Annotated in this window: 29 protein-coding genes; 1 reads left to right on the forward strand and 28 read right to left on the reverse strand. The window is 38.7% G+C overall.

Going from position 1 to position 24,008, the window contains the following annotated elements:
* Nucleotides 1-58: 58 nt before the first annotated feature.
* The 21 genes from BUA02_RS00570 to BUA02_RS00675 all read right to left on the reverse strand — a co-directional run bounded on the left by BUA02_RS00570 (nt 59) and on the right by BUA02_RS00675 (nt 15,523).
* On the reverse strand, nt 59-628 hold the full coding sequence (locus tag BUA02_RS00570) for an HD domain-containing protein (RefSeq protein ID WP_072700131.1): 570 nt from the start codon (nt 626-628) through the stop codon (nt 59-61).
* Between the two features lie 47 nt (nt 629-675).
* Nucleotides 676-1,455, reverse strand: a complete 780-nt coding sequence (locus BUA02_RS15525; protein ID WP_083572581.1) for a GNAT family N-acetyltransferase — start codon at nt 1,453-1,455, stop codon at nt 676-678.
* Nucleotides 1,456-1,501: 46 nt separating this feature from the next.
* The gene (locus tag BUA02_RS00580) at nt 1,502-2,299 is read right to left on the reverse strand and encodes a class I SAM-dependent methyltransferase (protein WP_072700133.1); all 798 of its coding nucleotides are present in this window, start codon (nt 2,297-2,299) and stop codon (nt 1,502-1,504) included.
* 120 nt (nt 2,300-2,419) lie between these two features.
* A complete protein-coding gene (locus BUA02_RS00585) occupies nt 2,420-3,139 on the reverse strand; it encodes an SAM-dependent methyltransferase (RefSeq protein ID WP_072700135.1) in 720 nt (239 codons plus the stop codon).
* Nucleotides 3,140-3,190: 51 nt separating this feature from the next.
* Nucleotides 3,191-4,063 carry a GNAT family N-acetyltransferase gene (locus BUA02_RS15530; protein WP_083572583.1) on the reverse strand — a complete coding sequence of 291 codons (873 nt, stop codon included), beginning with the start codon at nt 4,061-4,063 and terminating at the stop codon, nt 3,191-3,193.
* A 63-nt stretch (nt 4,064-4,126) separates the two neighbouring features.
* Nucleotides 4,127-4,579 carry a tRNA (N6-threonylcarbamoyladenosine(37)-N6)-methyltransferase TrmO gene (tsaA, locus tag BUA02_RS00600; RefSeq protein ID WP_071176465.1) on the reverse strand — a complete coding sequence of 151 codons (453 nt, stop codon included), beginning with the start codon at nt 4,577-4,579 and terminating at the stop codon, nt 4,127-4,129.
* A gap of 55 nt (nt 4,580-4,634) precedes the next feature.
* Nucleotides 4,635-4,955, reverse strand: coding sequence for a putative quinol monooxygenase (locus tag BUA02_RS00605; protein ID WP_072700137.1), 321 nt, complete (start codon nt 4,953-4,955; stop codon nt 4,635-4,637).
* 82 nt (nt 4,956-5,037) lie between these two features.
* Nucleotides 5,038-6,618, reverse strand: a complete 1,581-nt coding sequence (locus tag BUA02_RS00610; protein ID WP_207647698.1) for a GDSL-type esterase/lipase family protein — start codon at nt 6,616-6,618, stop codon at nt 5,038-5,040.
* 22 nt (nt 6,619-6,640) lie between these two features.
* A complete protein-coding gene (locus tag BUA02_RS00615) occupies nt 6,641-7,177 on the reverse strand; it encodes a GNAT family N-acetyltransferase (protein ID WP_072700142.1) in 537 nt (178 codons plus the stop codon).
* Between the two features lie 227 nt (nt 7,178-7,404).
* Entirely contained in the window at nt 7,405-7,848 is a 444-nt protein-coding gene (locus BUA02_RS00620) for a GNAT family N-acetyltransferase (RefSeq protein ID WP_071176468.1), read from the reverse strand.
* Nucleotides 7,845-8,258: a GNAT family N-acetyltransferase gene (locus tag BUA02_RS00625; RefSeq protein WP_072700144.1), complete on the reverse strand. Its 414-nt coding sequence runs from the start codon at nt 8,256-8,258 to the stop codon at nt 7,845-7,847. Before BUA02_RS00625 ends, BUA02_RS00620 begins: the two co-directional genes overlap by 4 nt.
* A gap of 274 nt (nt 8,259-8,532) precedes the next feature.
* The gene (locus tag BUA02_RS00630) at nt 8,533-9,723 is read right to left on the reverse strand and encodes an ATP-binding protein (protein WP_072700146.1); all 1,191 of its coding nucleotides are present in this window, start codon (nt 9,721-9,723) and stop codon (nt 8,533-8,535) included.
* A gap of 452 nt (nt 9,724-10,175) precedes the next feature.
* On the reverse strand, nt 10,176-10,391 hold the full coding sequence (locus BUA02_RS00635; protein ID WP_072700148.1) for a hypothetical protein: 216 nt from the start codon (nt 10,389-10,391) through the stop codon (nt 10,176-10,178).
* Between the two features lie 42 nt (nt 10,392-10,433).
* The gene (locus tag BUA02_RS00640) at nt 10,434-11,030 is read right to left on the reverse strand and encodes a histidine phosphatase family protein (protein WP_072700150.1); all 597 of its coding nucleotides are present in this window, start codon (nt 11,028-11,030) and stop codon (nt 10,434-10,436) included.
* 98 nt (nt 11,031-11,128) lie between these two features.
* The gene (locus BUA02_RS00645) at nt 11,129-11,725 is read right to left on the reverse strand and encodes a DUF1349 domain-containing protein (protein WP_072700152.1); all 597 of its coding nucleotides are present in this window, start codon (nt 11,723-11,725) and stop codon (nt 11,129-11,131) included.
* A gap of 48 nt (nt 11,726-11,773) precedes the next feature.
* Nucleotides 11,774-12,661: an alpha/beta fold hydrolase gene (locus BUA02_RS00650; protein ID WP_072700154.1), complete on the reverse strand. Its 888-nt coding sequence runs from the start codon at nt 12,659-12,661 to the stop codon at nt 11,774-11,776.
* A 44-nt stretch (nt 12,662-12,705) separates the two neighbouring features.
* The gene (locus tag BUA02_RS00655) at nt 12,706-13,089 is read right to left on the reverse strand and encodes a VOC family protein (protein WP_072700156.1); all 384 of its coding nucleotides are present in this window, start codon (nt 13,087-13,089) and stop codon (nt 12,706-12,708) included.
* 11 nt (nt 13,090-13,100) lie between these two features.
* Nucleotides 13,101-13,637 carry a histidine phosphatase family protein gene (locus BUA02_RS00660; protein WP_072700158.1) on the reverse strand — a complete coding sequence of 179 codons (537 nt, stop codon included), beginning with the start codon at nt 13,635-13,637 and terminating at the stop codon, nt 13,101-13,103.
* A gap of 95 nt (nt 13,638-13,732) precedes the next feature.
* Nucleotides 13,733-13,894, reverse strand: a complete 162-nt coding sequence (locus BUA02_RS15750) for a hypothetical protein (protein ID WP_178297584.1) — start codon at nt 13,892-13,894, stop codon at nt 13,733-13,735.
* A 12-nt stretch (nt 13,895-13,906) separates the two neighbouring features.
* Nucleotides 13,907-14,764, reverse strand: a complete 858-nt coding sequence (locus BUA02_RS00670; RefSeq protein WP_072700160.1) for an NAD-dependent epimerase/dehydratase family protein — start codon at nt 14,762-14,764, stop codon at nt 13,907-13,909.
* A 138-nt stretch (nt 14,765-14,902) separates the two neighbouring features.
* Nucleotides 14,903-15,523 (reverse strand): DUF4309 domain-containing protein, encoded by a 621-nt coding sequence (locus BUA02_RS00675; protein WP_072700162.1) that lies wholly within the window; start codon nt 15,521-15,523, stop codon nt 14,903-14,905.
* A gap of 206 nt (nt 15,524-15,729) precedes the next feature.
* Between BUA02_RS00675 and BUA02_RS00680 the strand changes: the two genes are divergently transcribed.
* Nucleotides 15,730-17,067 carry an IS30 family transposase gene (locus BUA02_RS00680; protein ID WP_072700164.1) on the forward strand — a complete coding sequence of 446 codons (1,338 nt, stop codon included), beginning with the start codon at nt 15,730-15,732 and terminating at the stop codon, nt 17,065-17,067.
* A gap of 935 nt (nt 17,068-18,002) precedes the next feature.
* Here BUA02_RS00680 and BUA02_RS00685 read toward each other — a convergent pair.
* The 7 genes from BUA02_RS00685 to BUA02_RS00715 form a co-directional block, all read right to left on the reverse strand.
* Nucleotides 18,003-18,179: a hypothetical protein gene (locus BUA02_RS00685; protein WP_330393294.1), complete on the reverse strand. Its 177-nt coding sequence runs from the start codon at nt 18,177-18,179 to the stop codon at nt 18,003-18,005.
* 57 nt (nt 18,180-18,236) lie between these two features.
* On the reverse strand, nt 18,237-18,836 hold the full coding sequence (locus tag BUA02_RS00690) for a 5' nucleotidase, NT5C type (protein ID WP_072700166.1): 600 nt from the start codon (nt 18,834-18,836) through the stop codon (nt 18,237-18,239).
* Nucleotides 18,837-18,892: 56 nt separating this feature from the next.
* Nucleotides 18,893-19,546: an HAD-IA family hydrolase gene (locus BUA02_RS00695; protein WP_072700168.1), complete on the reverse strand. Its 654-nt coding sequence runs from the start codon at nt 19,544-19,546 to the stop codon at nt 18,893-18,895.
* A 130-nt stretch (nt 19,547-19,676) separates the two neighbouring features.
* Nucleotides 19,677-20,258, reverse strand: a complete 582-nt coding sequence (locus BUA02_RS00700) for a histidine phosphatase family protein (protein ID WP_072700170.1) — start codon at nt 20,256-20,258, stop codon at nt 19,677-19,679.
* Between the two features lie 22 nt (nt 20,259-20,280).
* Nucleotides 20,281-21,198 carry a ribosome small subunit-dependent GTPase A gene (gene rsgA, locus BUA02_RS00705; RefSeq protein WP_072700172.1) on the reverse strand — a complete coding sequence of 306 codons (918 nt, stop codon included), beginning with the start codon at nt 21,196-21,198 and terminating at the stop codon, nt 20,281-20,283.
* 7 nt (nt 21,199-21,205) lie between these two features.
* Complete coding sequence (gene pknB / locus BUA02_RS00710) at nt 21,206-23,245, reverse strand: Stk1 family PASTA domain-containing Ser/Thr kinase (protein ID WP_072700174.1); 2,040 nt, start codon at nt 23,243-23,245, stop codon at nt 21,206-21,208.
* Entirely contained in the window at nt 23,238-23,999 is a 762-nt protein-coding gene (locus BUA02_RS00715; RefSeq protein WP_071176490.1) for a Stp1/IreP family PP2C-type Ser/Thr phosphatase, read from the reverse strand. The genes pknB and BUA02_RS00715 overlap by 8 nt, the downstream gene beginning before the upstream one ends.
* Nucleotides 24,000-24,008 lie beyond the last annotated feature (9 nt).

The raw sequence follows: 24,008 nt of genomic DNA on the forward strand, positions 1-24,008 counted from the left end.
GCTTCCGAATCACAAACTATTAGTTTGAATTCGGAAGCTTCTAAATTCAGTAATATACTCACTCGTGACCTTCTTTTTCAATCTTGTCTAAGGTGTCTTCAAGAATCGCCTTTCTAAGGTCAGTAAGCCATTCTGAAAAGGATACTGTATCAAATGCATAGGTTTTATTGAGTTCATACTCATTTTCAGACCATGTATCAATTGGAGACTCGTTATGTTGAATCAAGGCCTCCAGCTTATCCAATGATTTGTATAACTTAGCCTCCTTAGTTTCTTGGGCATCCATCTCTTTATAAAGATTAGCTATTTCCCCGGATAGTTCCTCTGGAAGAGTTTTAACCCACCGGATCAAAAGAGAATCCTCGACCTCTCTATCGGAATCGGTCTTTATAAACGTCGGAATATCGCCGGTAAAGCATTCACCAAGATCATGAATGAGACACATATCTACAACTTTATTTATATCCACATCTTCAAACTCATGCTTAAGAAGAAATGCCATGAGCGAAATCCGCCAGCTGTGCTCTGCCACGCTCTCCGTTCTTCTTTTCGTTGTAGTGCAATGACGAGGCGTATCTTTAAGCCTCTCAGCAACATGTAAAATCTCTAAGTACTCCCTTGCGTTCATATCTACTCCTCCTCTGTTTTGATAAACAGTAAAACTGAAATATAATCCTATATCTCTATCATCTTTCTTATACCATTAGATATTAATTCAAATCCAAGCTTCTGATAAAACCCTTCTTTTCCCTTAGCAGAAACACCACCTATGGTCGTAAACCTTCCTGTAAAAGAATTATTCACAGCATAGTTTACAAGATGATTAACAATCATAGTTCCTATGCCCATACCTTGATATTCCGGCAAAACCACTATTTCCTGCAGATACCAATACATCGCACCATCACCAACAAGCCTTCCCATTCCTATAAGTTTTCCGTCTTTCAAAGCAGAAACATTTATAAGACCATTCCTAAGAGCCTTTCTTGCATGCTCTATCGGAATATCTGCAAAACCTGTAGTGGCTCTAAGCCTCACAAAATCTTCCGGTTTCAAAACATTCTCAACAAGTTCAATCTTATTGCCCAGATATTCCTTGATCAATGCAATATCTTTTTTGTCCTTATCTCGCCCTATTTCCTGCTTCATCTCGATGAGGCCTTTGATAGAGATTACCGGAACGTTATCAATCGTATCAATTGTATCTTTGATCCAGTTCTCAAACACCTCTATATTTTCTCCAATATCAAACTTCCTATTACCGCTTTCCGTTAGAGAAAATACGTATCCATCTGCCTCAAGCTGATCTGCCATCTTAGACGTACATCCCATATCTATATCATGAGTTTGCTCTCGGATTCCGTATAGAACCATGGCACTTCCAGTTATTATCCAATATTCATCGCGGTCATATGGAAAATCATCTAGTATACTAATGATTTCTTGTTTGTTCATATTCTCCCCATCCTTGTAGTTATTATCTAGAGCTTTATACTGGAATTTATTGTTTATTTCCCTGTAGGATCATTGACAGTGGATACCCCCTATGATCTATTGAGGAAAACCCACCGCTGATATCATGATCAAACTCCTTTAGCCCGGTGATGACAATTCCGTTATTACACATTCCGGATATTATTTCTGACAATGAATGAGTAAAATCGGTAAAAGTCTTAGAATGATAGTTCTTCAGCGTCATATAATACATGCCGCCATTCCCGGTCCATTCATGTTCAAAGTAAGAAAAATGACATTCCATCTTATGCTCAGGATCAAACTCAGCATCGCCTTCCGTAGCTAGCATATTCGTGCAGGGATGCTGTTCATTAAGCACGATCACTGCTCCGGGTTTCATGCATTTTGCCACGATTTCAAAAAAGCGATTCAGATTTTCAAACCAGCATAGTGCTCCGATAGTGATGATTACAATATCAAACTGTTCTCTGAAACGATCATCAATATCATAAACATTCACAGCTTCAAATATACAAGGCAGGTTCAATTCTTTTGCTTTTTCATTTGCAAAAGCCACTTGGTTTTCAGCAATGTCAAATCCAACACCCTTTGAGGCATTTCCGCTTTTTACCAAAGAAAGCAGCTCTCGACCGTTGTTACAACAAAACTGACCGATCGTCTTTCCTTTCGTATCCATGTTTTTCAAAGTATCCGCCATTTCCTTTTCAAAAAACGGATAGTCTTCTTTCTGTATACGTTCCGTTATATCGGCGCCCCATGAAGCATCCCTTTTATCAAAAGCTTCTTCCCAAGCCGCTTTATTTCCTTCAATATACTTTTCCATAAAAATCTCTCTTTCTTCTTTCGGCATTAAAACTGAAAGTTAATCGCTCTACAAATTTGAATTTGTGCGATTAACTTCCGATATAACTCACTATCACATTATCCCGACAAACGGGATTTATCATTTCCCTTTCCTGACATAAATAAGCAAAAAATTCAGAATGTCGTACAAACCTCTATCCAAAAACTCCTTATCTCTTACACCGTATTCATGCCCCGATTCAAACCATTCCTGCCATGCTATGTCATAACACTCTGCTTCTTTGACATCGATCCTGCAACAATCACCGCATTCTTTTATTAACAGGCTCTCCCACCATGTAGCGGTTTTAAAGAGCTCGGAATCGTCACCTTCAGCCCATGTTTCAAATAGCTGCTTTAGCTCACCCTGCGGTTTCTCTTTCAATCCAGGGATGGCAATCATCACATAACCGTTCTCCTTGACAAATGGCAGGATTTTCTCTGCAAATACGCCTTCCTTACATCCAAAATAATGGTAAGAGTCCACGCTGACAATGCTATCAAAATAGTCTTCGGCAAAAGGCATATCCATTGCATCACCATGAATCGGTATAATCTTATCCACCAGCCCATTGGCCGTTATTCTTTTATAGTTTTCAGTTGCAGAAACCCAAAGATCAAACGCATAAACGTGCTTAGCATCTGTTTCATTGGCAATAAATAGCGATGTTAATGCAAATCCGCATCCCAAATCCAAAGTGCGATCAAATTTCACATCTTCAGGGCATCTTCTGATCAATTCCTCAAGTAGCCTGAAAGAATTCGGTCCCATCAAGTATTCCTTTGTAAAGTATTTCTTATACTTTTCTATACTCCCCATACACTTCACCCTCCATAGCGAGTTTTACTGAAATATACTCCTACCGGTCACTCATACTGTCCATTCCGTCCATTCTATGTGGTTGTATTTCATTACTTCATCAGCCTTTTTCATTCCAATCTTCTTATAAAAGCCTACAGCATCTTCATTGGCAATCAGATATACGGCTATGTTCTTTTCTCCACCGGCAATTTCATGTGCAGTCTTCATGAGCCTGCTCGCGATGCCTTGCCTCTCATAATTCCTGTCCACCCCAAGGTCTGTCACGTACAACCAATAGCAGAAATCTGTAAGTCCAAACAAAGTCCCAACAATCAGTCCTTCACAATTACGCGCGATCAGACTGATGGAAACATTCTTAACAAGCTTCCTGACCCGTTCTTCAAAACGCTCTTTTGGATATTGTGACCCCAAATCGGTTCTCTTTAAAAAATCAACATATTCCTCAGCAGTAATGCGCTCTTCCACAATATGAATCTCATCTTTTTTCATCATATACCTGTTGCCGTCATCACGAAAAATCTTATAGCCAAGCCTTTTATATAATCGAAATGCTTCAGTATTAGATTTTTCAACATGAAAAAGAATGTGCTGTATACCTATTTCTTGTGCATAGGCCTCTGCTTCGTGGATCAAAGCACTTCCTATTCCAATATCGCGATATTTTTCTGTGACAGACAAATCATCAAGGTAAACATAATCCGTTTCATCCTCCCGATGAACTTCCACAGCTAAATATGCAACAACATCATTATCTTCAGCTACCAAAAGCTCATCCTCTCCATTTGTCCAGTATCTGTCCAAATATCCGGACTCGTAGCCCTCCACTTCTTCTGTATGATAAATTGTCTGTAGCATCTCTATAAACAGTTCACGAATTCTCTGTTCATCATCCGAAATTGCTTTCCTGATCCTATACCCCATTTCCCCTCCTGCGATAGTAAGCTTTACTGAAATTTAATCGCTCTACAAATTTGAAGTTGTTTATCAAAAATAATGTTCCATCAAACGATCAACCCATTCTGGAACGGATGCTTCTTTCTTATCATATACTGGATAATATGGTTTTATATCTAAAACTGGGGTTCCATCTACAGCATCAAGACCTTCAACAACAATTCTGTCTTCAGAAACGGAAACTATTTTTACAGAGGTTATTCCGATACGGTTAGGTCTATCTTTTCCACGCTGTGAAAAAATCCCAACTAATGGCATGTCATCTCGATTCTGAGGCCTTCTTTGAAGGTGCTTGTCCTTTTCATATTTCGCTTTATCAAGATGATAAATGATATTCACATGAGAAAAATCTTCAAGTCCTTTCAAACCGGAGATATACTCTTCATCCAATATTATAGAAGAAGTATCTTCTCCCCAAGAAACATCTTTTCTGTCCTTTACTTTATTTCTAACATAACCAATTGGTTCCATTTCGATTTTCATAGTTGTATCCTCCCCCCGATTTGCTTATTTCATTATCCTGAAAGTTATTATTTCCTTATTTCCTTAAATACTTCTCATCAGATTCATATTCATCACTCACAAACCGTTCCACTGTCATATGAAGATCATACTTATTGCGAAGTTCGGCAAGCTGCTTCATCATTGGTGATGCATGATGCGCATCTATAGCCTCCTGATCCGACCACGAATCAATGAGCAATACAGTCTCGGGGTCATTGAAAGGTTGAAAGTATTCATACCTCAGATTTCCTTCTTCTGCACGAATAGCATCAGCAATACCTGATGATTCCATTTCATCCGCAAACGCACGTGCATTTCCGTTTATTCCCTTATAGTACAGATTTACAGTTATCATAAAACCTCCTTAGCAGTTATGCTGATATGTTATCTTGCCCAACAACATTCTCCGCCTGACATTCCTCGAAGCTGATAACTACTTAATCCCCATTATTTTCTGTAGTCTGACCGCTGGATCCTTCAGACTGGCTGGTGGGCGCTTCATTTCCGTCCCCTGAACCGTTATCGCCATTTCCTTCAGTATTTTCGGTGGAACCACTATTTGAGGACTCTTCTTGCTTTTTTCTTTCTTCCTCTTCAGCTTTCTGCCTTGCCGCTTCCTCTTCTTCGGCTTTCTGCCTTGCCGCTTCCTCTTCTTCAGCTTTCTGCCTTGCCGCTTCCTCTTCTTCGGCTTTCTGCCTTGCCGCTTCCTCTTCTTCAGCTTTCTTCCTTGCTGCTTCCTCTTCTTCGGCTTTCTCCTTTGCTGCTTTTTCTTCTTCGGCTTTCTTTTTGGCCGCTTCCTCTTCTTCAGCTTTCTTCTTTGCCGCTTCCTCTTCTTCAGCTTTCTGCCTTGCCGCTTCCTCTTCTTCCTCTTCCTGTTTCTTCTTCTCTTCTTCCGCTTTCTTCTTTGCTTCCTCGTCTTCTGTCACAATACTACTCTGAGAAGAAGCATCTGAAGCATTCTGATCTTCTGTGATTCCCATTATGTCCATAAGGTCACCAAAGTTACCTTCGTTAATTCCTGATTCATCACCAGTTGTAACCTTGACCTTGTTTGGATCAGGCTTAACATACTTAACTATATATTCACCCTCATCAGATATTCCAGGCACTGGGTGCTCTACTATGTAATTGAATATGGCTTCGCATCCTTTTCCAGAATAATGAAGTCCGTCACCACCGTTATACTCAGACTTTACCTGCCCATCAGATCCTTTGAGGACTTCCGCGATATCAAGATAGAAAATGTGTTTCTCCTTTGCTATCTCCAAAAGGAAATCATTGTATTTGTCTATCAATGCGTTCTGCACATAGTCTTTGTACCTTCCGTTATCATCTACGGGACCTATAGACACAAGTACAATATTGGAATTAGGCGCCAGCTCGGCTACTCTGTCTATAAGAGAAATAAATGTATTCTTGTAATGATCCTCGCTGGAATCATTGATTCCATTTACACCAAGAAGAATATATATAACTTGAGCCTGATGAGACTCCAGGTAAGATTTCATAGTATATTCTTTTCCAGCATTGTTCATGAATTTATTGGATGCAAATGCTGGATGTGATATTCCAATCTGCGCAAGTGCAGAATCATCGTTAAAAAAGCCGTAGTTAACCATGGCTACGGTTCTAGAATCGCCCAGGAATACGCATCTGTTAAGATATCCCTCCTTAGCACCTTCTTTTTTAACAAGTACAGTTGTATCCGGAGTAGATTCAGTCTTGGTTTCTTTGCTTGCCATCTCGACTACAGGCATGTCTCCGTCACCAGATGTTCCCTCGTTTGCAATCTGATTTTCTCCATCTTTCTCACTCAAAGAATTGTTCTTAACACCACTTATGTGCGCCATAATCAAGATGATAGCAAAGGCAATCACCACTATTCCCAATGAGATGGCAATCAGCTCCTTTGTACCAATGTGCTGCATTATATTATCAAGTTTTCTCGCTGTATTTCTCTTTATTTTCCTAAGTTTCTTAAATATATCATTCCACATGTGGATTCTATTTTCCTTCAATGTAATCTTCGGTAATGGATCCTTAAATCTGTTCATTTGCTTCTGTGAGAAAAACAGAATCTGCGATCCTATCTAATTTCTTTTCCATCAAAAGAAATCTACCCTTGCGCCAATCCGCATATCCGCGTTTAATATATCCATTTTTATCATAAAGCCTTAGTGCATACGGATTCTTAGTAAACACATCAAGTCTTACCGAATCATATCCAGATTCGATAAGCTGCTTTTCAATATGATTTAGTACAGTAGCTCCTATCCCTTTATTCTGAAAGAAAGGAGAAACACAGAACCTGTGAATGATACAGGGCTTTTTATTTTCCCACTCACACTTAAGATACTCATCATCGCATTCTTCGCTGATGACGTATATAGCAGCAAGCTGAGCATCATCCATAACCACAAACATGGTTTTCTTATTTATATCTTCTTCAAAATCTTCACAGACGGGATATATATCGTCCCACTGTTCTATACCCTGTTCTGACATAAGCTGTTTTGCAGCTTCTATCATATTACATATTTCTGTCAAATCATCCATTGTAGCTAATCTATAGTGCATCTATCTTAACCTCCTCAGACACTCCTTCGTACGTAAAATTGGAAGTTGTGCGATTAACTTCCGATTTAAAGAAATTTTTCCTACTTCACTATAAAAACTCGACATTATTTATCTGAAAACACTTCGAAAAAGTAATGGTTGAACAGTAAGCATCATTATCGCCGTTCCAATCCAATAACCTATCAATTCAGCGTCCCCATTCTTCCCCGATATTCTAAATACTCCAATTATCTGCTTTGGTATTCGTACCATTCTTCATCTATCTTTTTGAATCCAACAGCCTCAAACATTCGCCTACTCTGCCCATTAAAGGAATAGATATTTGCCTTAACAGTATCCATACCCTTTTCTTTAGCAAGTTTAAGCATATCTTCAACGCATCGTCTTCCAATGTGCTGATTTTGGTATTCTTTGCACACTACAATAGCGACTTCTGCATTGTCTCTTAACGAAACATCCCCTACCAATGTCCCCTTATATTCTATGTAGTAGCAATCCCCATGAGAGCTTAGATAATCATACATAGCATGTAAAAGATCTAAATCATATGGTTCATCTCTGTTATCTACCTGCTTACATACATCCAAATCCTGATACCAAGGAAGTGAAGCCTCGTCATTCCTGTAATATGGAATCAGTTTTAATTCTTCATCAATGATTCGCTCTGTCATTCTCTCCACATATCCATTCCTGGGCCATCATTGCCATTTGGGCGGGCCTTGAAGCCAAGCTTCTCGTAAAACGCCTCTTTTCCCTTTGATGCCACAATAACTATCTTTATACGCCAGCCTTCCTTGAGCTGGTTATCAATATACTTGATACATTCCTGCACCATTTTCTTGCCGATACCCTGCCCCTGATATTCCGGATTTACAATTACATCCGCAAGGTAAGCTATATAACCCTTATCCCAAAATATCCTTGCGCAGCCAACAATTTTCCCTTCATCCACACAGGAAATAATAAAATCTGAGTTGTCCAATCCAGACTGCGCCTGATCATCGCTGATGAACGGCCAGCCAACAGATGTCCGAAGATCACAGTAATCCTTTACCGATAGATTATTACAATATGTTAGCATTCCAATTCTCCCAACTGATCATTTAATGTTTTGTATTTATTTTGTCACAATTAAAAAGGCTGGTACTTACCTTAAGTAAGCATCATGCCTTCATGATATCATAGCCACAATGGCTATTCTACTGCTTTTTAACTCTATTTATTATCCAGTACATGGATTTCTACAAACTTATCCCACAGATTTTTCATCTGCGAAAAGTGGCTGATCAAAAATCCCCGATAAATTTGAAGTTATCGAGTTCTTTCTCTAGCAAAAGAGCCCTGCAAACTCCGATTTATCTCATTAACCAATTAGTTAAATCTAGTACTTTTATTCCTTCTATGTCATAGTCATCATGCTTTGTATTCGCTATCAAAATCTTAGGATATGCATCTTTTATCGCTCTTAGTGGAGACAGCTCTCTTTCCAATGTATTTGAATCAGAAATATTATCTGATACTTGGATATACAGCTTCTCATTTTGTTTCATAGCTACAAAATCTATCTCCTTCTGATACAACTTACCAACATAAATCTCGTAGCCCCTCCTGAGTAATTCTAAGGCAACTATATTTTCATATGCTCGTCCATAATCCATATTTCTTGTTCCAAGCATTGCATATCTAAATCCTAAATCGCTAAGATAGTATTTATCTGATGTTTCTAAATACTTTTTTCCACGAATGTCGTATCGTTTTACTTTGTAGAACATAAATGCACTGCAGAGATACTTCATATAATTTCCTATTGTTATATGATTCGTCTCAACCTTATTTTGCTTAAAAACATTACTAATCTTACTAGCAGATGTCAGATTGGAAATATTATCCATCATATAATCTGTTAAAGAATCCAAAAGTGCCTCTTCCTTAATACCATACTTATCTACAAGATCACGTTTTATAATTGTAGTGTAAATATCCTTTATATATGATGCCTGATCCTCTTTTTCGCTGTATACGTATGCCCCAGATAAACCACCACTCATAACATATAAATCCAATACATTTGCTGTATTAGAATCATATCCATAGTACTCACAATATTCAGCAAAACTAAATGGATAAACAGGAATTTCTATAAATCTCCCAGTAAATAACGTCGATAAATCTGAGCTTAGCAAAAATGCATTGGAACCTGTAATATAGATATCATATTTTCGGCTGTTATATAAACTATTGATAGCAAGCTCAAATTTTTCACACATTTGAACTTCATCTACAACAATGACATTTGTTTTACCATCAATGTATTGTCCTTCGCAAAAATTATAGAGTTCCTTATATGTTTTTAAATCATCGAATTTTAAATCTGCAAAATCAACGTATATTATATTTGTATCTTCGTTTGTGCGTATTAGTTCCATATATGCTCGCACCAACTCAGACTTTCCAGAACGTCTCAATCCTGTTATTATCTTTATATCAGGAGTATCCTTTAATCGAATGAGTCTATTCAAATAATTTTTTCTTTCAATAATCTTCATATAAATCCTGCTTTCAAAACTTCAATTTCTTTTCACTTTTGAAAACATTGTATCATCCACTTTCAAAACTTACAATATTTTTCTTTTTCGAAAATACAAAAAGAGCAGCTACCTCGATTTTGAGATAACTGCTATATAATGTTCAATATTCAATTAGATCGACAAACCTGAATTTATGCGATTAACTTCCGATTTAACTGACTACTGCCTTGTCACGATAAGCCGGGATTTACCTGATATATGCCTAATATCATTTGTTATTATTGTTTTAGGCATACTTTTTCTCATTATCAGCGCTTCAGCTTGCGATTTGTATGCCTAATGAAGTCAATTTTGCGCCTTTTAGGTATACATCGGCATTCAAAAATCCGAAATGTTCTAAAAATGTATGCCTAAATCGTATAAAACTTATGGATATAGGTATACTTTGTCTTAAACAATAAAACTGGAATTTAAATATCTTTAGCTAAATAAAGTAAAAGATCATCATCATTGATGCAGGGGGCATACTGTTCTAATTGTTTCCCTTTATACCAAACTCCGCTGCCATCAAAATTGTAACCTCTTTTTACATACATCCTCTGGGCTGGTCCATATCCAGAATAAACCCCAACTGCCAAGTAAACTTTATCGGAAACTTTTGACACCTCTTTTTCAACAGCATCCAAAAGCCTATTTCCAATACCTTTATCATAATCCTAGTCATACCATTAAAGCCGTGTTCTTATATCTTTCAGTTCCTCGATACTGAATTCTATAGGCGATGCATTATCAACCTCTATCGTATGCGACTCCTCAAATGGTATATTTCTTTTCATAGCAAGAAGCGTCATAATGACGGCACCGTGCGATATTATAAGCAGGTTTTTGTCTGAAGAAGCATCATGTTGCCCAAGAATATAATCCAGCGCATTGAATAATCTCTCCATTACCATTTGGTATGATTCACCACCAGGACTACGATTGTACCTTTTATTTGATAGCCACAGCTTATGCTCTTCATCATATAAAGAAAGAATCTCATCCCAGGTATGCCCTTCAAACAATCCCAGATTCATTTCTTCCAAGCCTCTAACTATTTCATATCCTGTATGGAAATGCTCATCTACTATCTGCGCAGTTTTTACAGCTCTAGCCTGATAGCTGGTGTATATCTTTTCAAAAGAAATATCTCTATCTTCAAGATTCTTGCAAAGAAGTTGCGCCTGCGCTATTCCATTCTCATTCAAAGGAATATCAGTCGTACCTTGAACTTTTCCTAATATATTCCAATCTGTTTGTCCATGTCTCGCAAAATATATCTTCACAATACTTCCTCACCCTTAGTACACTTATTGTCTATCACACAGAATGGCGTTTGATGTCCAATTTTCTTCAGTTCCATTCAGGTTTATCATCCTTCCCGTCAGTCCGGTTGCTGACCGTCATGCGCCTTCCAGGCACACTCCGTAATCTTCAAATCAGTAAACACCGCCTTAAAAGATGAATTCTCCGGGCTACAGGCATAAATACCAAAGCGGATTTTTCCTGCACCCTTCCACACATGGCAAACACGCATTTGTGAGAAAAACACGCCATCCTCGGAGCACTCGATGCAATAATCATCTTCCCTGCGACTAAACCGATACCACATGTTCTTCACATCAGCTGGAATCGCAGTTGTTGCCCAATCTGAATATCCGTGATTGGTCACAACAGATCCCAGATGCTGAAACTTATCATTTTCATATTCCACGGATGCTTTCAGCCAATTCTCGGAGTCAAGATACATAACTATCCCGCACTGGTCGAAGCGATGATGGCTCTCTGAAAAATCAGTCTTCACAACGAATGAAAAAAACTTCTCTTCCGTCTCCATCTGTAACACAGGTGCATTATCATTTTGGAAATGATAGTATGTCCTTTGCCAGAGATCCGTATGCGGTTCTGTTGTAATTTCTATTCTGTCCTCGTTAAGAACAAACACTCTCGGAGCTCTTGTCCATTTCATCTTTTCAATCATCGCGTACTCCTCCTTCTTCTTAGTATGTTATGCTGTAAGTTATTTCCGTTACGCATTCTTAAAGAATTCCTTCGTCCGTTTACATACATCGATCATCGTTTCTTCTGATGGTAAGTGTTTACTGTCTATCTCAACTGTAGTAACGGGTCCTGCAAAGATTTCTCTTGCTTTACAGAATACTCTGCTAGCCGGAAAGAATATGTCATTTTCCGATGCGATTATCAGAAGCGGAGATGTAAACGATATCATTTCTTTCTTTTTATATTCCCTAGGTGGCCTCATCTCCATCTTATAAGATGACATCATAATATCAAAGAATTCTCTCCATACCGGATCACCTTTTCCGCCCATAGATTCAATCACCGCATCAAGTGTTTTCCCAGAAGGGTAAAAAAAGTATTTCATAAACGGAACGGCCATCTTGCCCATCATAGGCAGTATCGGGCCATGGGCTATTCCTGACGGGACCAGAAGTAAGGCACTTTGAACCATCTCCGGATACCTCTTAGCAAAAGAAAGGAACATGGCAGAACTATAGGAAGACACGACAAATGATATTCGTTCTTCCTTATAGTGATCCAGCACTTCCTTGATCCACAGTCCGTACTCATCCTTCTTGCTGCTTATATTCCTGTATGGATCACTTTTCCCGGGCATCCCGATCACATCCGGAGCAATGATACTGTATTCTTGAAGCAACGGAAGAAACAGTTTCAGATTCAGTGTTGTGATTCCATTTCCCCCATGTATTGTGCATATCCTTGGCTTTTCAGTATCTCCAACGAGAAGACAATGTGTTTGACCGAAAGATGTATCAAAACGCTCCTCCGAATATGGTACATCAAGGGATACAAGAGTCTTATCGTAAAACTCATGCATCTTCTTCATGCTTTCTTCATTTTTATAAACAAACTTTCCGTTTTTCACATTGCTCATGATGAATTATCCTGAAATTAAATATCCTTGCTAAACTCAATTTTTCAGACAGTAATCTCTATCTGATTGCCTTCGATCACAACTACGCAGCTCTCGTAGTACCCATCTCCTGTGGTACGAGGTCCACTAACAACCTGATATCCAGCAGATTCCAAGGTTTTAGTCAGCTCATCAACACGCTCTTTGCTCCCCACAGAGAAGGCAATATGGATAAGTCCAGTACGATTCAGCTCTTTTTCTGGATCTGCCAGCTCAGGCTTATTCATTATCTCAAGTCTTGCTCCGTCATCAAAAGAGATAAAGTAGGACCTGAAGCCTGTTTTTACATTGTGATAACCATCGTTTGATCTGCCTCCAAGAAAGCTCACAAAGAAGTCTCTGGCTTTTTCTAAATCCTTAACGTACATTGCAATGTGTTCAATTCGCATATGACCCCCAATTAGTCGAAACTATATCTTTTGATCTCGCAGTTCTTTATACCACATGAAGAAAACTCTTCATTAGTCATTTCCCTAAAGTAGGACTCCACCATTCTAGTGATACCGTTATGTGCCACTAGGATTACTTCTCTATCTCCAACCTTTATATCATCTAGAAGATTGTATATCCTCTGAGCCAGATGCAGCATAGATTCACCTGTTCCAAATCTGCTTGCCATATCTTTTTTGGCTTCATGGAACTCTGCGCCATCTCTTGGAGTAGACTCATATATGCCAAAATTCTGCTCAGTAAGTCTTGGCTCTACTTCCATTGGGATTCCTGTTATCTCAGAGATATGTCTTGCTGTTTCTTTTGCCCTTACAAGTGGTGACGTCAAGATAACATCAGCAGTAATTCCCTGCTCCAATATCTTTTTTCCTGTCTCTATTGCCTGTTCGTGGCCTTTCTGAGTAAGCTCTATATCTGTTGCACCACAGATCTTATTTTCAACATTCCAGACAGTTTCGCCATGTCTGATAAAATAAAAATGATCCATATAATCTCCTTTTAAACTACATACTTTCAATCTCAAATACTACTGCTTCGTTGCAATCCACACATTGATATGGACCTTTCTTTAAGTCTCCACCTCTACGAAAAGCATAGATAAATGGATAGATTGCATTCATAGCTACCATACATACGTTGTCTATCAAGCATACTTCCTTCAAAACAGATAACGTCACCCTCTTTGTATTTGGGGCACTTGCTCTCTATTACTGTAACTTTAACTTTCTTGTCTGTGTAACTCATTTTCATCTCCATTTATAAGTATGATTTGATCAGGTCAAATATCCACTCATTACTATCAGAAAATCTAAAGCCCGTCTGTCTAGCCTTGGTTGTATCATAGGATAGATTTGAAGTCGTTCCATTATATGGCGCTTCATCGCCATTCGCATCTAGTACAGCTTTTTTACCAGTAATCTTTTCTATGTATTCGATAATATCTCTTGAACTGATCATTCCCTTAGCGCAGCCATTCACTGCCCCGTGAACATCCTGGTCTACTAAATGAGCTATGAAAAGACCTGCCTCTTTCTCGTGAATAAACTCCATACCACAGTCAAGGTCATCTACATACATTGGCTTTTTTTCCTTGATGTGGTCAGCATAGAATCTCAACCTGTTAGTATAATCATTAGGTCCCATAACTACAGGATATCTAACAAAAATGCAGTTAGACTCATCTATGTATTCATATACAGCTCTTTCAGCCTGACGTTTACCTTCAGCGTAGTCCTTTATTCTGTCTATCCATGCTAATGGATACTTACGTGAGTCAAAGTCCTCTTCTCTAATATTTTCTTTATCCTCTAAGTAAACAGAACATGAAGACATCTGAATATACTTTTTGCAACTGACATTTTCCAAAAGATTTTTTACATCATTTGAGCTATAAGCAATCTTATCGATAATGACATCATAAGATTTCCCAGCCAATGCCTCTTTTACACTATCATAGTTAGTTCGTTCCATGACTAGCTGCTTTGTAGATTCTCCAAAGGAATTTTGTGATTTTCCACGAGTAGCAATTGTCACATCATGACCATCCGCTATGAGCTTTTCTACCATCGGAATTCCAAAAAATCTTGTTCCACCAACAACTAGTATATTCATCATGTCTTCCCCCATATACCTTGGTTATCTACATATTCAAGATGATAACACATCAAGATATAGTAAAAAAAGAGACTTTCCAAAGAATTACCTTGATAAAGTCTCTTTCTATGCGATTATTTTTTATTGTTTAGCGTTTTATCAGCCGCGTCCAAGAACCATAACGAAGTAAGTCACTTCGTTGTTATCGTTAAGTGTGAAGGAAATGCTAAAGCCATCCTCATAGAAATAGTTCAGGCAATGCTCTCCCTCTTTGGATTCAGTTGATGGCTCGCCATAAGCATTTACGATCTCATCATATGTAGATCCTATTGTAATACCTTTGCTTGTCTTCCATGCGTCGCTGTAGCTCTTGAACTCAATGATTTCTACCTTATCGCCGTCTTTGCTGTAAGTTACTTCTGCAGAGCTGTAATAAGTGTTTGTAAAGAAGTCACCGCTTTCTGTCTTGCTTGCAGGATCTCCAAGCTTTTCAAGAACAGTCTTGCCATCATCTAAGATTGAAAAGCTGATTCCTTCATTTGGATACTCAACAGTAGTCTCTAACATGTTGTCGTCTGCATCGATAACTCTAGCGCCACCTTCTTCATTGCCTTCTGTTTCATTAGATCCGTTATCCTCTGAAATAGTCTCAAAAGACTCAGCCTCTGAAAATACCTCAGAATCATTGTTATTGCTACCAGTACTTTCTGTCTTAGCACAAGCTACAACAGATAAGCCCATTGTCATTGTTAAAATAAGTGTTAAAAGTTTCTTTTTCATTTCTGTCTTTCCTTGCTGTATCAATTAGTGTACTACACGTAGTAATACAGTTGTAACACTATATTTATATAATGTCAACACACTTTCGTAATGTGAAAATTTAAATTCCGTTTTATATCATCAAAAAACAGAAAAAGTGGAATTTACTCATGCACATAGTTTCTGATACTATTTCATAGGTTATCTGTCTGTTAGAAAGGATAACGATGAACACTCAAAAACATTTAACCTTATCTAACAGAACTTTTATTGAACAAGAATTATTGCAAGGTTCATCATTCAAAAGCATAGGAACTGCTCTTGGAAAGGATCCAACAACAATATCAAAAGAAGTAAAAAAACACAGAAAGTTTATAAGCAAACGTCATAACGCGTTTTACCACTGTTTGAGTTGCACCAATTGGAGTATTTGTTCCATTAAGGGTGGCGACAGAGCTACCTCAAGATGCATAAGGACACGCACTTGTAATCGATTATGTAAACATTGTTATAGGTCTTATTCCTCTTGGGCATGCGACCTATATAAACCTCATAACTGTGATCGCCCTCATCGCGCTCCTTATGTATGCAATGATTGTGAAAAAGCAACAAAATGCAACATTGACCATTTTCTCTATGATGCTAAGCACGCTCAAGCAGAATATGAAAAAGTTCTAGTAAGTTCTCGTCAAGGCATTAACATGACACCTGAGGAGTTAAGGCAGCTTAACGACCTTATCTCTCCATTAGTGTTGCAGGGTCAGCCATTAAGTCATATCTTTGCCGTACATGCAAATGAGATTCCTGTATGTAGACGAACACTATATAACTACTTTGATCAATGCGTATTCAAAGCTCGTAACATAGACCTCCCTAGACGTGTCCGCTATAAGAAACGAAAAAAGCGTTCTGAACCTAGAGTCAAAAACATAAAACAAGTCTACAGAAATAAACGTACTTACGTAGACTTCGAACGTTTTATGGCTGCGCATCCTGACTATGATGTAGTGGAAATGGATACCGTTAAAGGAAGTCGTACTGCAGGCAAATGTTTATTAACACTTCTTTTTAGAAGTTGCAGTTTTATGATTATAATTCTCCTTCCTGACTGCACTCAGATGAGCGTCGTTAATGCAATCAATTCGTTATGTGACACCATCGGAATAAGGACGTTTAAAAAATACTTTCCTGTCATCCTTACTGACAACGGCTCTGAATTCAAAAATCCATGGGATATAGAAAAAGCTGAAACCGGAACACAACGGACATATGTATTTTACTGCGATCCATATGTTTCTAATCAAAAGGGACGCATAGAAAAGAATCACGAATACATAAGATATGTGATACCGAAAGGTCGTAGCATGTTCAAATACACACAAGAAGACATAAATCTTATGGCAAGTCATATAAACTCAACAGCCAGGGATAGTCTGAATGGCGCCACGCCTTTTAATCTAGCAGAACTGTTATTAGACAAAAAGATACCGATCTTAACAGGACAGCATAAAGTCTCCCCAGACGAAGTCTTGTTAAAACCGGCACTCATTGAACATCGCGACTGATTAGTCACTAAACAAATTTAGAGCAGACAGATAACCATCCATATCATTTTTATACTATTGATGGGTGGAATTTATTTTTTCTCAAGCTGCTCCAGCCATCTGTTTGCTATGCAAACAAACAGAATTGGTACACCGATTTTAGCACGTTTTTAGAGGGTATCAAAGTACCTTTTCACCCAAAAAAGTCCTAAAATCGAAAAATATGAAGAATTATAAAACAAAAGTGGAATTTACTTTTTCATTTGACCCAACACACTTTTCAAGAATGAGCCATAGGAACGGAGATTATGGCTCATAAGTCCTAAGAATGAGAGGGATGGCTCATTTTTTCACTTGCGCTATGATGCAGTCCCTTTGCATATATTACCTGCTTCATTGCCTTATGTTTGACAATCCTTATTCTGTGTTTTTTATGGGGATATTACTGCGAGCTATGTGGTAATACCATTTTCATGTTTTTTATTTGTTTTGTATCACCATGGTCTATTCGGATAATACCATTTTCAATTTTTTCCGATCTGTGGTATCATCACAACCTATTCCACTAATACCATTTTCAAGCTTTTTATTTGCTTGGTATTACTGCGCTCTATTCGGATAATACCATTTCCAAATTTTAAATATCTTTGGTATCACCGCAATCTACTCCAGTAATACCATTTTCATGTTTTTCCGTTCTTTAGTATCATCACAGTCTATCCCACTAATACCATTTTCAAATTATATACTTGTTTGGTATCATCGCGGTCCACTCCAGTAATACCATCTTCAAATTATAAATTTCTTTGGTATCACCACGCTCCTATCCCTACAATCCAATAAAATAAAGGGTGGCATCTTCATGCCACCCTCATCAATCCTCTTGTTCCCTGCTAATCCCTGCAGTCCAAGAAAGGCTTTCATCATATTTCTCTGCCATGAAAGCAAACCAAGAATTACTTCTCTTTCTTAGCAACAATAAGGTATCTGTGAATAGTTCCCTCTACAACTCCGTTCTTATCTATTTCTTCCTGCATCTTAAGAAGGTTATCAAAGCACTTATCTACTGAAAAACCTGGGAATTCCCATTCAATGATATGTGCAAACCATACGTTTATTCTATCAGCGTTCATGTCTAATCTCTTAGTAGTCTTGTATCGAAAATGAGCCCTAATCTCCGTCCCTAGGGCTCATTTTCGGACCTGTTCTTGTATGTATTTCCAGTCTACGCAGCGAGTGAAGTTATCCCCTGGAAGTTCTGCATCCCTATTCCAAGGCCTGTCAAAGACCATGACCTTCAGGTCAGGAAGATGATCAAAGAACTTGAAAGCCATTGGAGAATCCTCTACTGCATAGTCAAATTTCATCTTGTAGTAATCATCTAACGTCAGGTTAAACTTACTATTCTTGATAAAAGAGTCTCTTCCGTATTTATCAAGAGAATACAGAGTCACTCTCTTTAGATTGTGCTCATCAAGCCACTGTCTAGAAGCATCATAGGCACTAAATGGACGCCCGGTTATGATATAAACTTCATGTCCAGCATCTATCCACTCATTTATTGTTTCAGAAGCCCCTGGCGTCTCTTTATAGGATAAAAGAACTTCTGGCTTATGACCTTCAAGCATTAACTTTTCATATTCTTCGTCATTAAGGTCAAAAGACTTCTGAAGGTTAAAGAACCTAACCTTTTCATATGGAACATCCCTATTAAACAGTTCTTTTGCTATTACTGTAAATGATTTAGCTGTCTCGCAAAGACAGTCATCAAAATCAACGTAAAATTTCATTTCTATCCCCTTTTTCTTATGCTATAAGTACCTTGACACCTTCTGTCCACTTTTCCCTATACTATAAGTGCCTTAACATCTTCTGGCTTCTTAGCAAGATATACAGCTCCCGCATTAGTCAGCTCTTTTTCATCGCCATAACCATAGAGAACACCTATAGAATCAATTCCCAGCTCCTTTGCCGCCAAAATATCATTTTCTCTATCACCGACCATTACTACGGTTGAAAGATCAGTAACGCTGCACTCTTTGAGGGCGTATCTGATGACATCGATCTTTTCAGGTATAAGTTCATCGTCAGAAGTTGCCACAAAGTCAAAGTACTTCTTAAGTCCAAAGTGCTCTAACACCTTATTCGTTCCAAAGGCATTCTTGGAAGTTGCAACAACGAGCTTCTTGCCTTCTTTCTTTAGATCTGCAAGAAGCTTTTCAATACCGGGATAAACCGTGTTTTCAAGTAAGCCGCCCTTGTTGTGGTAATAGTCTCTATATATTTTTATTGCTTTATCTGTATCTTCAGGGGAATATCCAAGGATCGCGCCAAAAGAGTGCTTAAGTGGTGGTCCTACAAATCTTTTAAGTAACTCTCTATCAGGGGCCTCACCGCCCATCTCCTTTATGGCATAGGCAAAGCCGTTTAATATACCAGGTCCTGAATCTGTAAGTGTTCCATCCAGATCAAAAAAGACATAGTCATAGATTTTTTTCATACACTCCCTCCGAGTTAGCCAATTTATAACAGTATAACACACTAAAGTTAAAAAGCAGGTCCTAAATTCAATTAGGACCTGCTTCTACATTCATTAGCTTACAATGAGCCACAAACCCCGTCCCTATGGCTCACTTTATGTCTTCAATCAGTTTGTGCTTGCCATCAACTGACTCATACACAAATACTTCGCAGTTTTTGGGTCTTGGACGCCATATAAAACCTTTTTTAGAATCCTCCAGATAACCGCGGATCACTCTTATGATTCCTCCGTGGCACACCAGAAGCACATTTTCATACTTTTGCTTTTCAAGCTCAGAGAGAAATGAACCAATCCTGGCAACCATAGAAGGAATATCTTCTACGCCATTTTTCTTTGGGCATGGAAAGATTTCTGGAAATCCCCAATAAAGAAACATCGGTATGCTTACTTTAAAGTAACCAACACCCTCAAAATCACCGAAGGCTGCCTCGATTATTCTTTCATCCTTAACAACTTCATCTTCTGGAACTCCAGAAATAAGTGAAGCTGTAGTAACTGCTCTTCCAAGTGTTGAAGCAAATACCTTATCAAACTTAACACCTGCTAATTTTTCTCCTACGGCTCTAGCCTGGCTCTTTCCTTTTTCATTAAGAGGAATATCTATTTGGCCCTGCATGAGCTTTGCCGCATTATAATCTGTCTGTCCATGTCTGGTTACATATATCTTCATAGGATTACTCCGTCACTTCAGTTTATCTTTTAGGCTTCTTGGTATAAACAGGTCTCATGTTCCTAAGTTCTTCGTATAAAAGCTTGTAGTTATCGTAACGTACTTTAGAAATAAGACCTTTTTCAAGAGCATTCTTAATGCCGCAGTCTGGCTCTGCAATATGAGAACAGCCGCCAAATCTACACTCCGGTTCATAATCTTCAAATTCTGGATAATACTGCATAAGAGTATCAACTGATACATCCCTAAGCTCAAGAGATGTAAAACCAGGAGTATCGATGATAAAGGTATCAAAGCCTTCATCCGATAGCTCTTTTACGAAAAAGAGCTCTGAATGCCTTGTGGTATTCTTGCCCCTTTCTATCTTGCGGCTAAGCTCTCCTATCTGCATATCTGCATCAGGAACAAGCTTATTTAAAAGAGATGACTTGCCAACACCGCTTGGACCTGCAAGAGTTGTAGTCTTACCCTTTAATAGTGCCTTAAGCTCATCAAGACCTTTATCCTCTTTGACGCTTATGAAAAGAACCTTGTATCCACAATTCTCATAACTCTCTGTGAGTTTCTGCTTCTCTTCCTCGGATGCTATGTCCTGTTTATTAAAGCAGATGATAACAGGAAGATTCTGCTGCCTCATCATGATAAGGAACCTGTCCAAAAGATTGTAATTTGGATCTGGCTTGACAATGGCAAACAAAATAACCGCCTGATCCACATTGGCAACAGGCGGTCTTAGTAACTGAGCTCTTCTAGGTAGGATCCTGATGATATTACCTATCTGTTTTTCTTCATCAATGATGTCTATTTCAACATCATCTCCTACCATAGGTTTAATATTATCTTTTCTAAAGATGCCTTTTGCCTTACATTCATAGATTTTCTCATCGGAGGTTTCTATGTAGTAAAACCCGGCAATTCCCTTTAATATCTTTCCCTGCATTAAATGATCAGTTCTCCTGATTAAATGTTACTGCTCTTGTAACTGTATACTCTACAGCCTGTCCTCCAGAAGTCTCACCAGTCTCAGGATTGGTGGTTGTAGGAGTTGTTGCAGTATAAACAAATGTTAATGTTCCTGTAGGAGAAGTAATTCCCTTGTATGTAGCCTGAACCGGGAAATCTGATGTTGTTGTGCTAAGAAGTGTTGTTCCATCAGATGTTACCAGGGTTACCTTAACAGGGATTCCAAAGGTGAAGTTTTCTCCTTCTGTTGGAGCTGTAATATCTGCTGAATAGCTATAAGTTACGCTGGCAGGTCCAATAGAAAGCTCCATATTGATAACAGTTCCCTCTGAAACAGACGTGCCAACGGCAATACTCTGTGCACAGATAAGACCTGTAAGATTCGAATCCTCATTGTTGGTCTCAACAATTGTTCCAGCCACAAGGCCAGACTCTACAAGAGTGATAACAGCATCCTCTGAAGTCATACCAATTATATTTGGAACAGTTACCTGTCCGTCTGCCTTAGCATTTGAAACCTCAGCAGAAGCTGAAGCTGTATAGTTAGATCCGTTACTGATGTAAACTGTGATCTTTGAACCACTAGCAGCTCTACTTCCTGCAGCAGGATTAGTAGATACTACTGTATCCTTAGCTGCTGTATTAGATGTATCATCAGCTTTTTCTACTGCAAAACCTTTTTCGCTAAGAAGTGACTTAGCTTCTGCATATGTCTTACCAGTTACATTTGGAATCTCGATTCCATCTGCTGATTCCTCAGTAGTTAATGAAGAAGCTGCACTGGAAGCGTCTGCACTTGCATCAGAGGAACCAAATAATCCCATGCCTTTAGCAATAAGGATGATAACGATAAATCCAATAAGTACAGCAGAAACAATAGCCATGACTATTGTCATCTTCTCGATCTTGGATGGTTCCTGTTTATTATCTTTAGATGATGAGCCTCTCCTTCTATTCTGCTCATAGTAGAAATCGTCATCATCGTCATATTCGTCGTAATCTCGTCTAGGTCTCTTATGATCTCTGTCATAATCATCATGTCTCTTGCCCTTATCGTAATCTCTTGAGAAATCACGATTAAGACGCATCTGCTCAGTATCAGACATCTTGCCTGTACCGCCCTTAACTGAGCTAAGTTCCTCATCAGAAGCTACTCTTGTAGCACCCTCTTCATCAGGATCAACAAGAGAAACGAAATCCTTATCAGGGGTGATAAGTGACTTCTTGAGGTCTGTGATAAGCTCGGCAGCACTCTGATATCTCCTGTCAGGACTCTTCTGACAGCACTTAAGCACGATCTTCTCAACACTGATAGGAATATCCTCGTTGTAATCCGAAGGAGTTGGAAGTTCTTCCTGAATATGCTTGATAGCAATAGCTACTGTTGTATCACCATTAAATGGCACTCTTCCAGTAAGCATCTCGAAAAGCGTAATACCAAGTGAATAGATATCACTCTTGGCATCACTGTATCCACCTCTTGCCTGCTCTGGAGAAGTGTAATGCACAGATCCCATTACATTGGATGTGATAGTATTGCTGGTTGCAGCCTTGGCAATACCAAAGTCTGTTACCTTAACCTTACCATCCTTAGAGATCATAATATTCTGTGGCTTGATATCTCTGTGAATGATGTTGTTGTTATGAGCTGCCTCAAGTCCCATAGCTACCTGAATAGCTATGCTGACTGCCTCCTTAACAGAAAGACGTACCTTCTTCTCAATATATTTCTTGAGAGTGATACCATCAACAAGCTCCATAACGATGTAGTTAACACCGTCTTCATCTCCTACATCATATACATTAACAATGTTTGGATGCATAAGTCCAGCTGTAGACTGGGCCTCAACTCGGAACTTAGAAACAAAATTCTCGTTCTCTGAGAATTCCTGTTTGAGTACCTTCACAGCAACAAGTCTATTAAGTTTATGATCTTTTGCTTTATATACATCGGACATTCCGCCAGTGCCGATCTTCTCAAGCACTTCATAGCGATCGCCGATCACCATTCCTATCTTAATCATTCAGTCCTCCATCGTGTGTCAGTTCTTCTGCAAAGGGCTCTATCAGGATAACAGCTATATTATCCTTGCCTCCGTTGTTATTAGCTGCCACAACAAGTTTTTGGGCCTTCTCTATAATATCTTTCTGACCGCTTACTATCTCTCTGATCTCTTCATCTTCAAGCATATTGGTAAGTCCGTCAGAGCACATGAGAACAATGTCCCCACGTTTTAATTCCACGTTAAAAAAGTCGATGTCTACCGTATCTGTGGCACCGATTGCCCTGGTAATAATGTTCTTGTCAAGATGAGTTCTTGCAGTCTCTCTATCAATGCCGCCCATCCTGACCATCTCCTCTACCAAAGAGTGATCTCTGGTAATCTGTGTTATCTTGTCATTTATGACATAGAGCCTGGAATCTCCGACATTTGCAACCTGCAAAAATCTTCCAAGCACTGTACATGCTACAACAGTGGTTCCCATTCCGAATAGGCTAGGGTTCTCTGAAGCCTTTTCTCTGAGTTTGCGGTTAGCGATCTTGATAGAATTCTCAAGGATCTTAACAGGGCTTTGCTCAAAAGACTTTTCGATTTCCTCAACCATAGTATCTACTGTAAAGCGTGAAGCATAATCGCCGGCATTATGACCGCCCATGCCATCAGCAACAATAAATACATTTGAAAGATTACCTATCTTTCTATCGGATGAAAAAACGTAATCTTGATTCAGTTTTCGTTTTTTACCTATATCCGTTATAGAAAACGTTTTTAACAAATCTTGCCT

It is taken from the genome of Butyrivibrio hungatei DSM 14810 (genome assembly GCF_900143205.1).
In the GTDB taxonomy this organism is placed as follows: domain Bacteria; phylum Bacillota; class Clostridia; order Lachnospirales; family Lachnospiraceae; genus Butyrivibrio; species Butyrivibrio hungatei.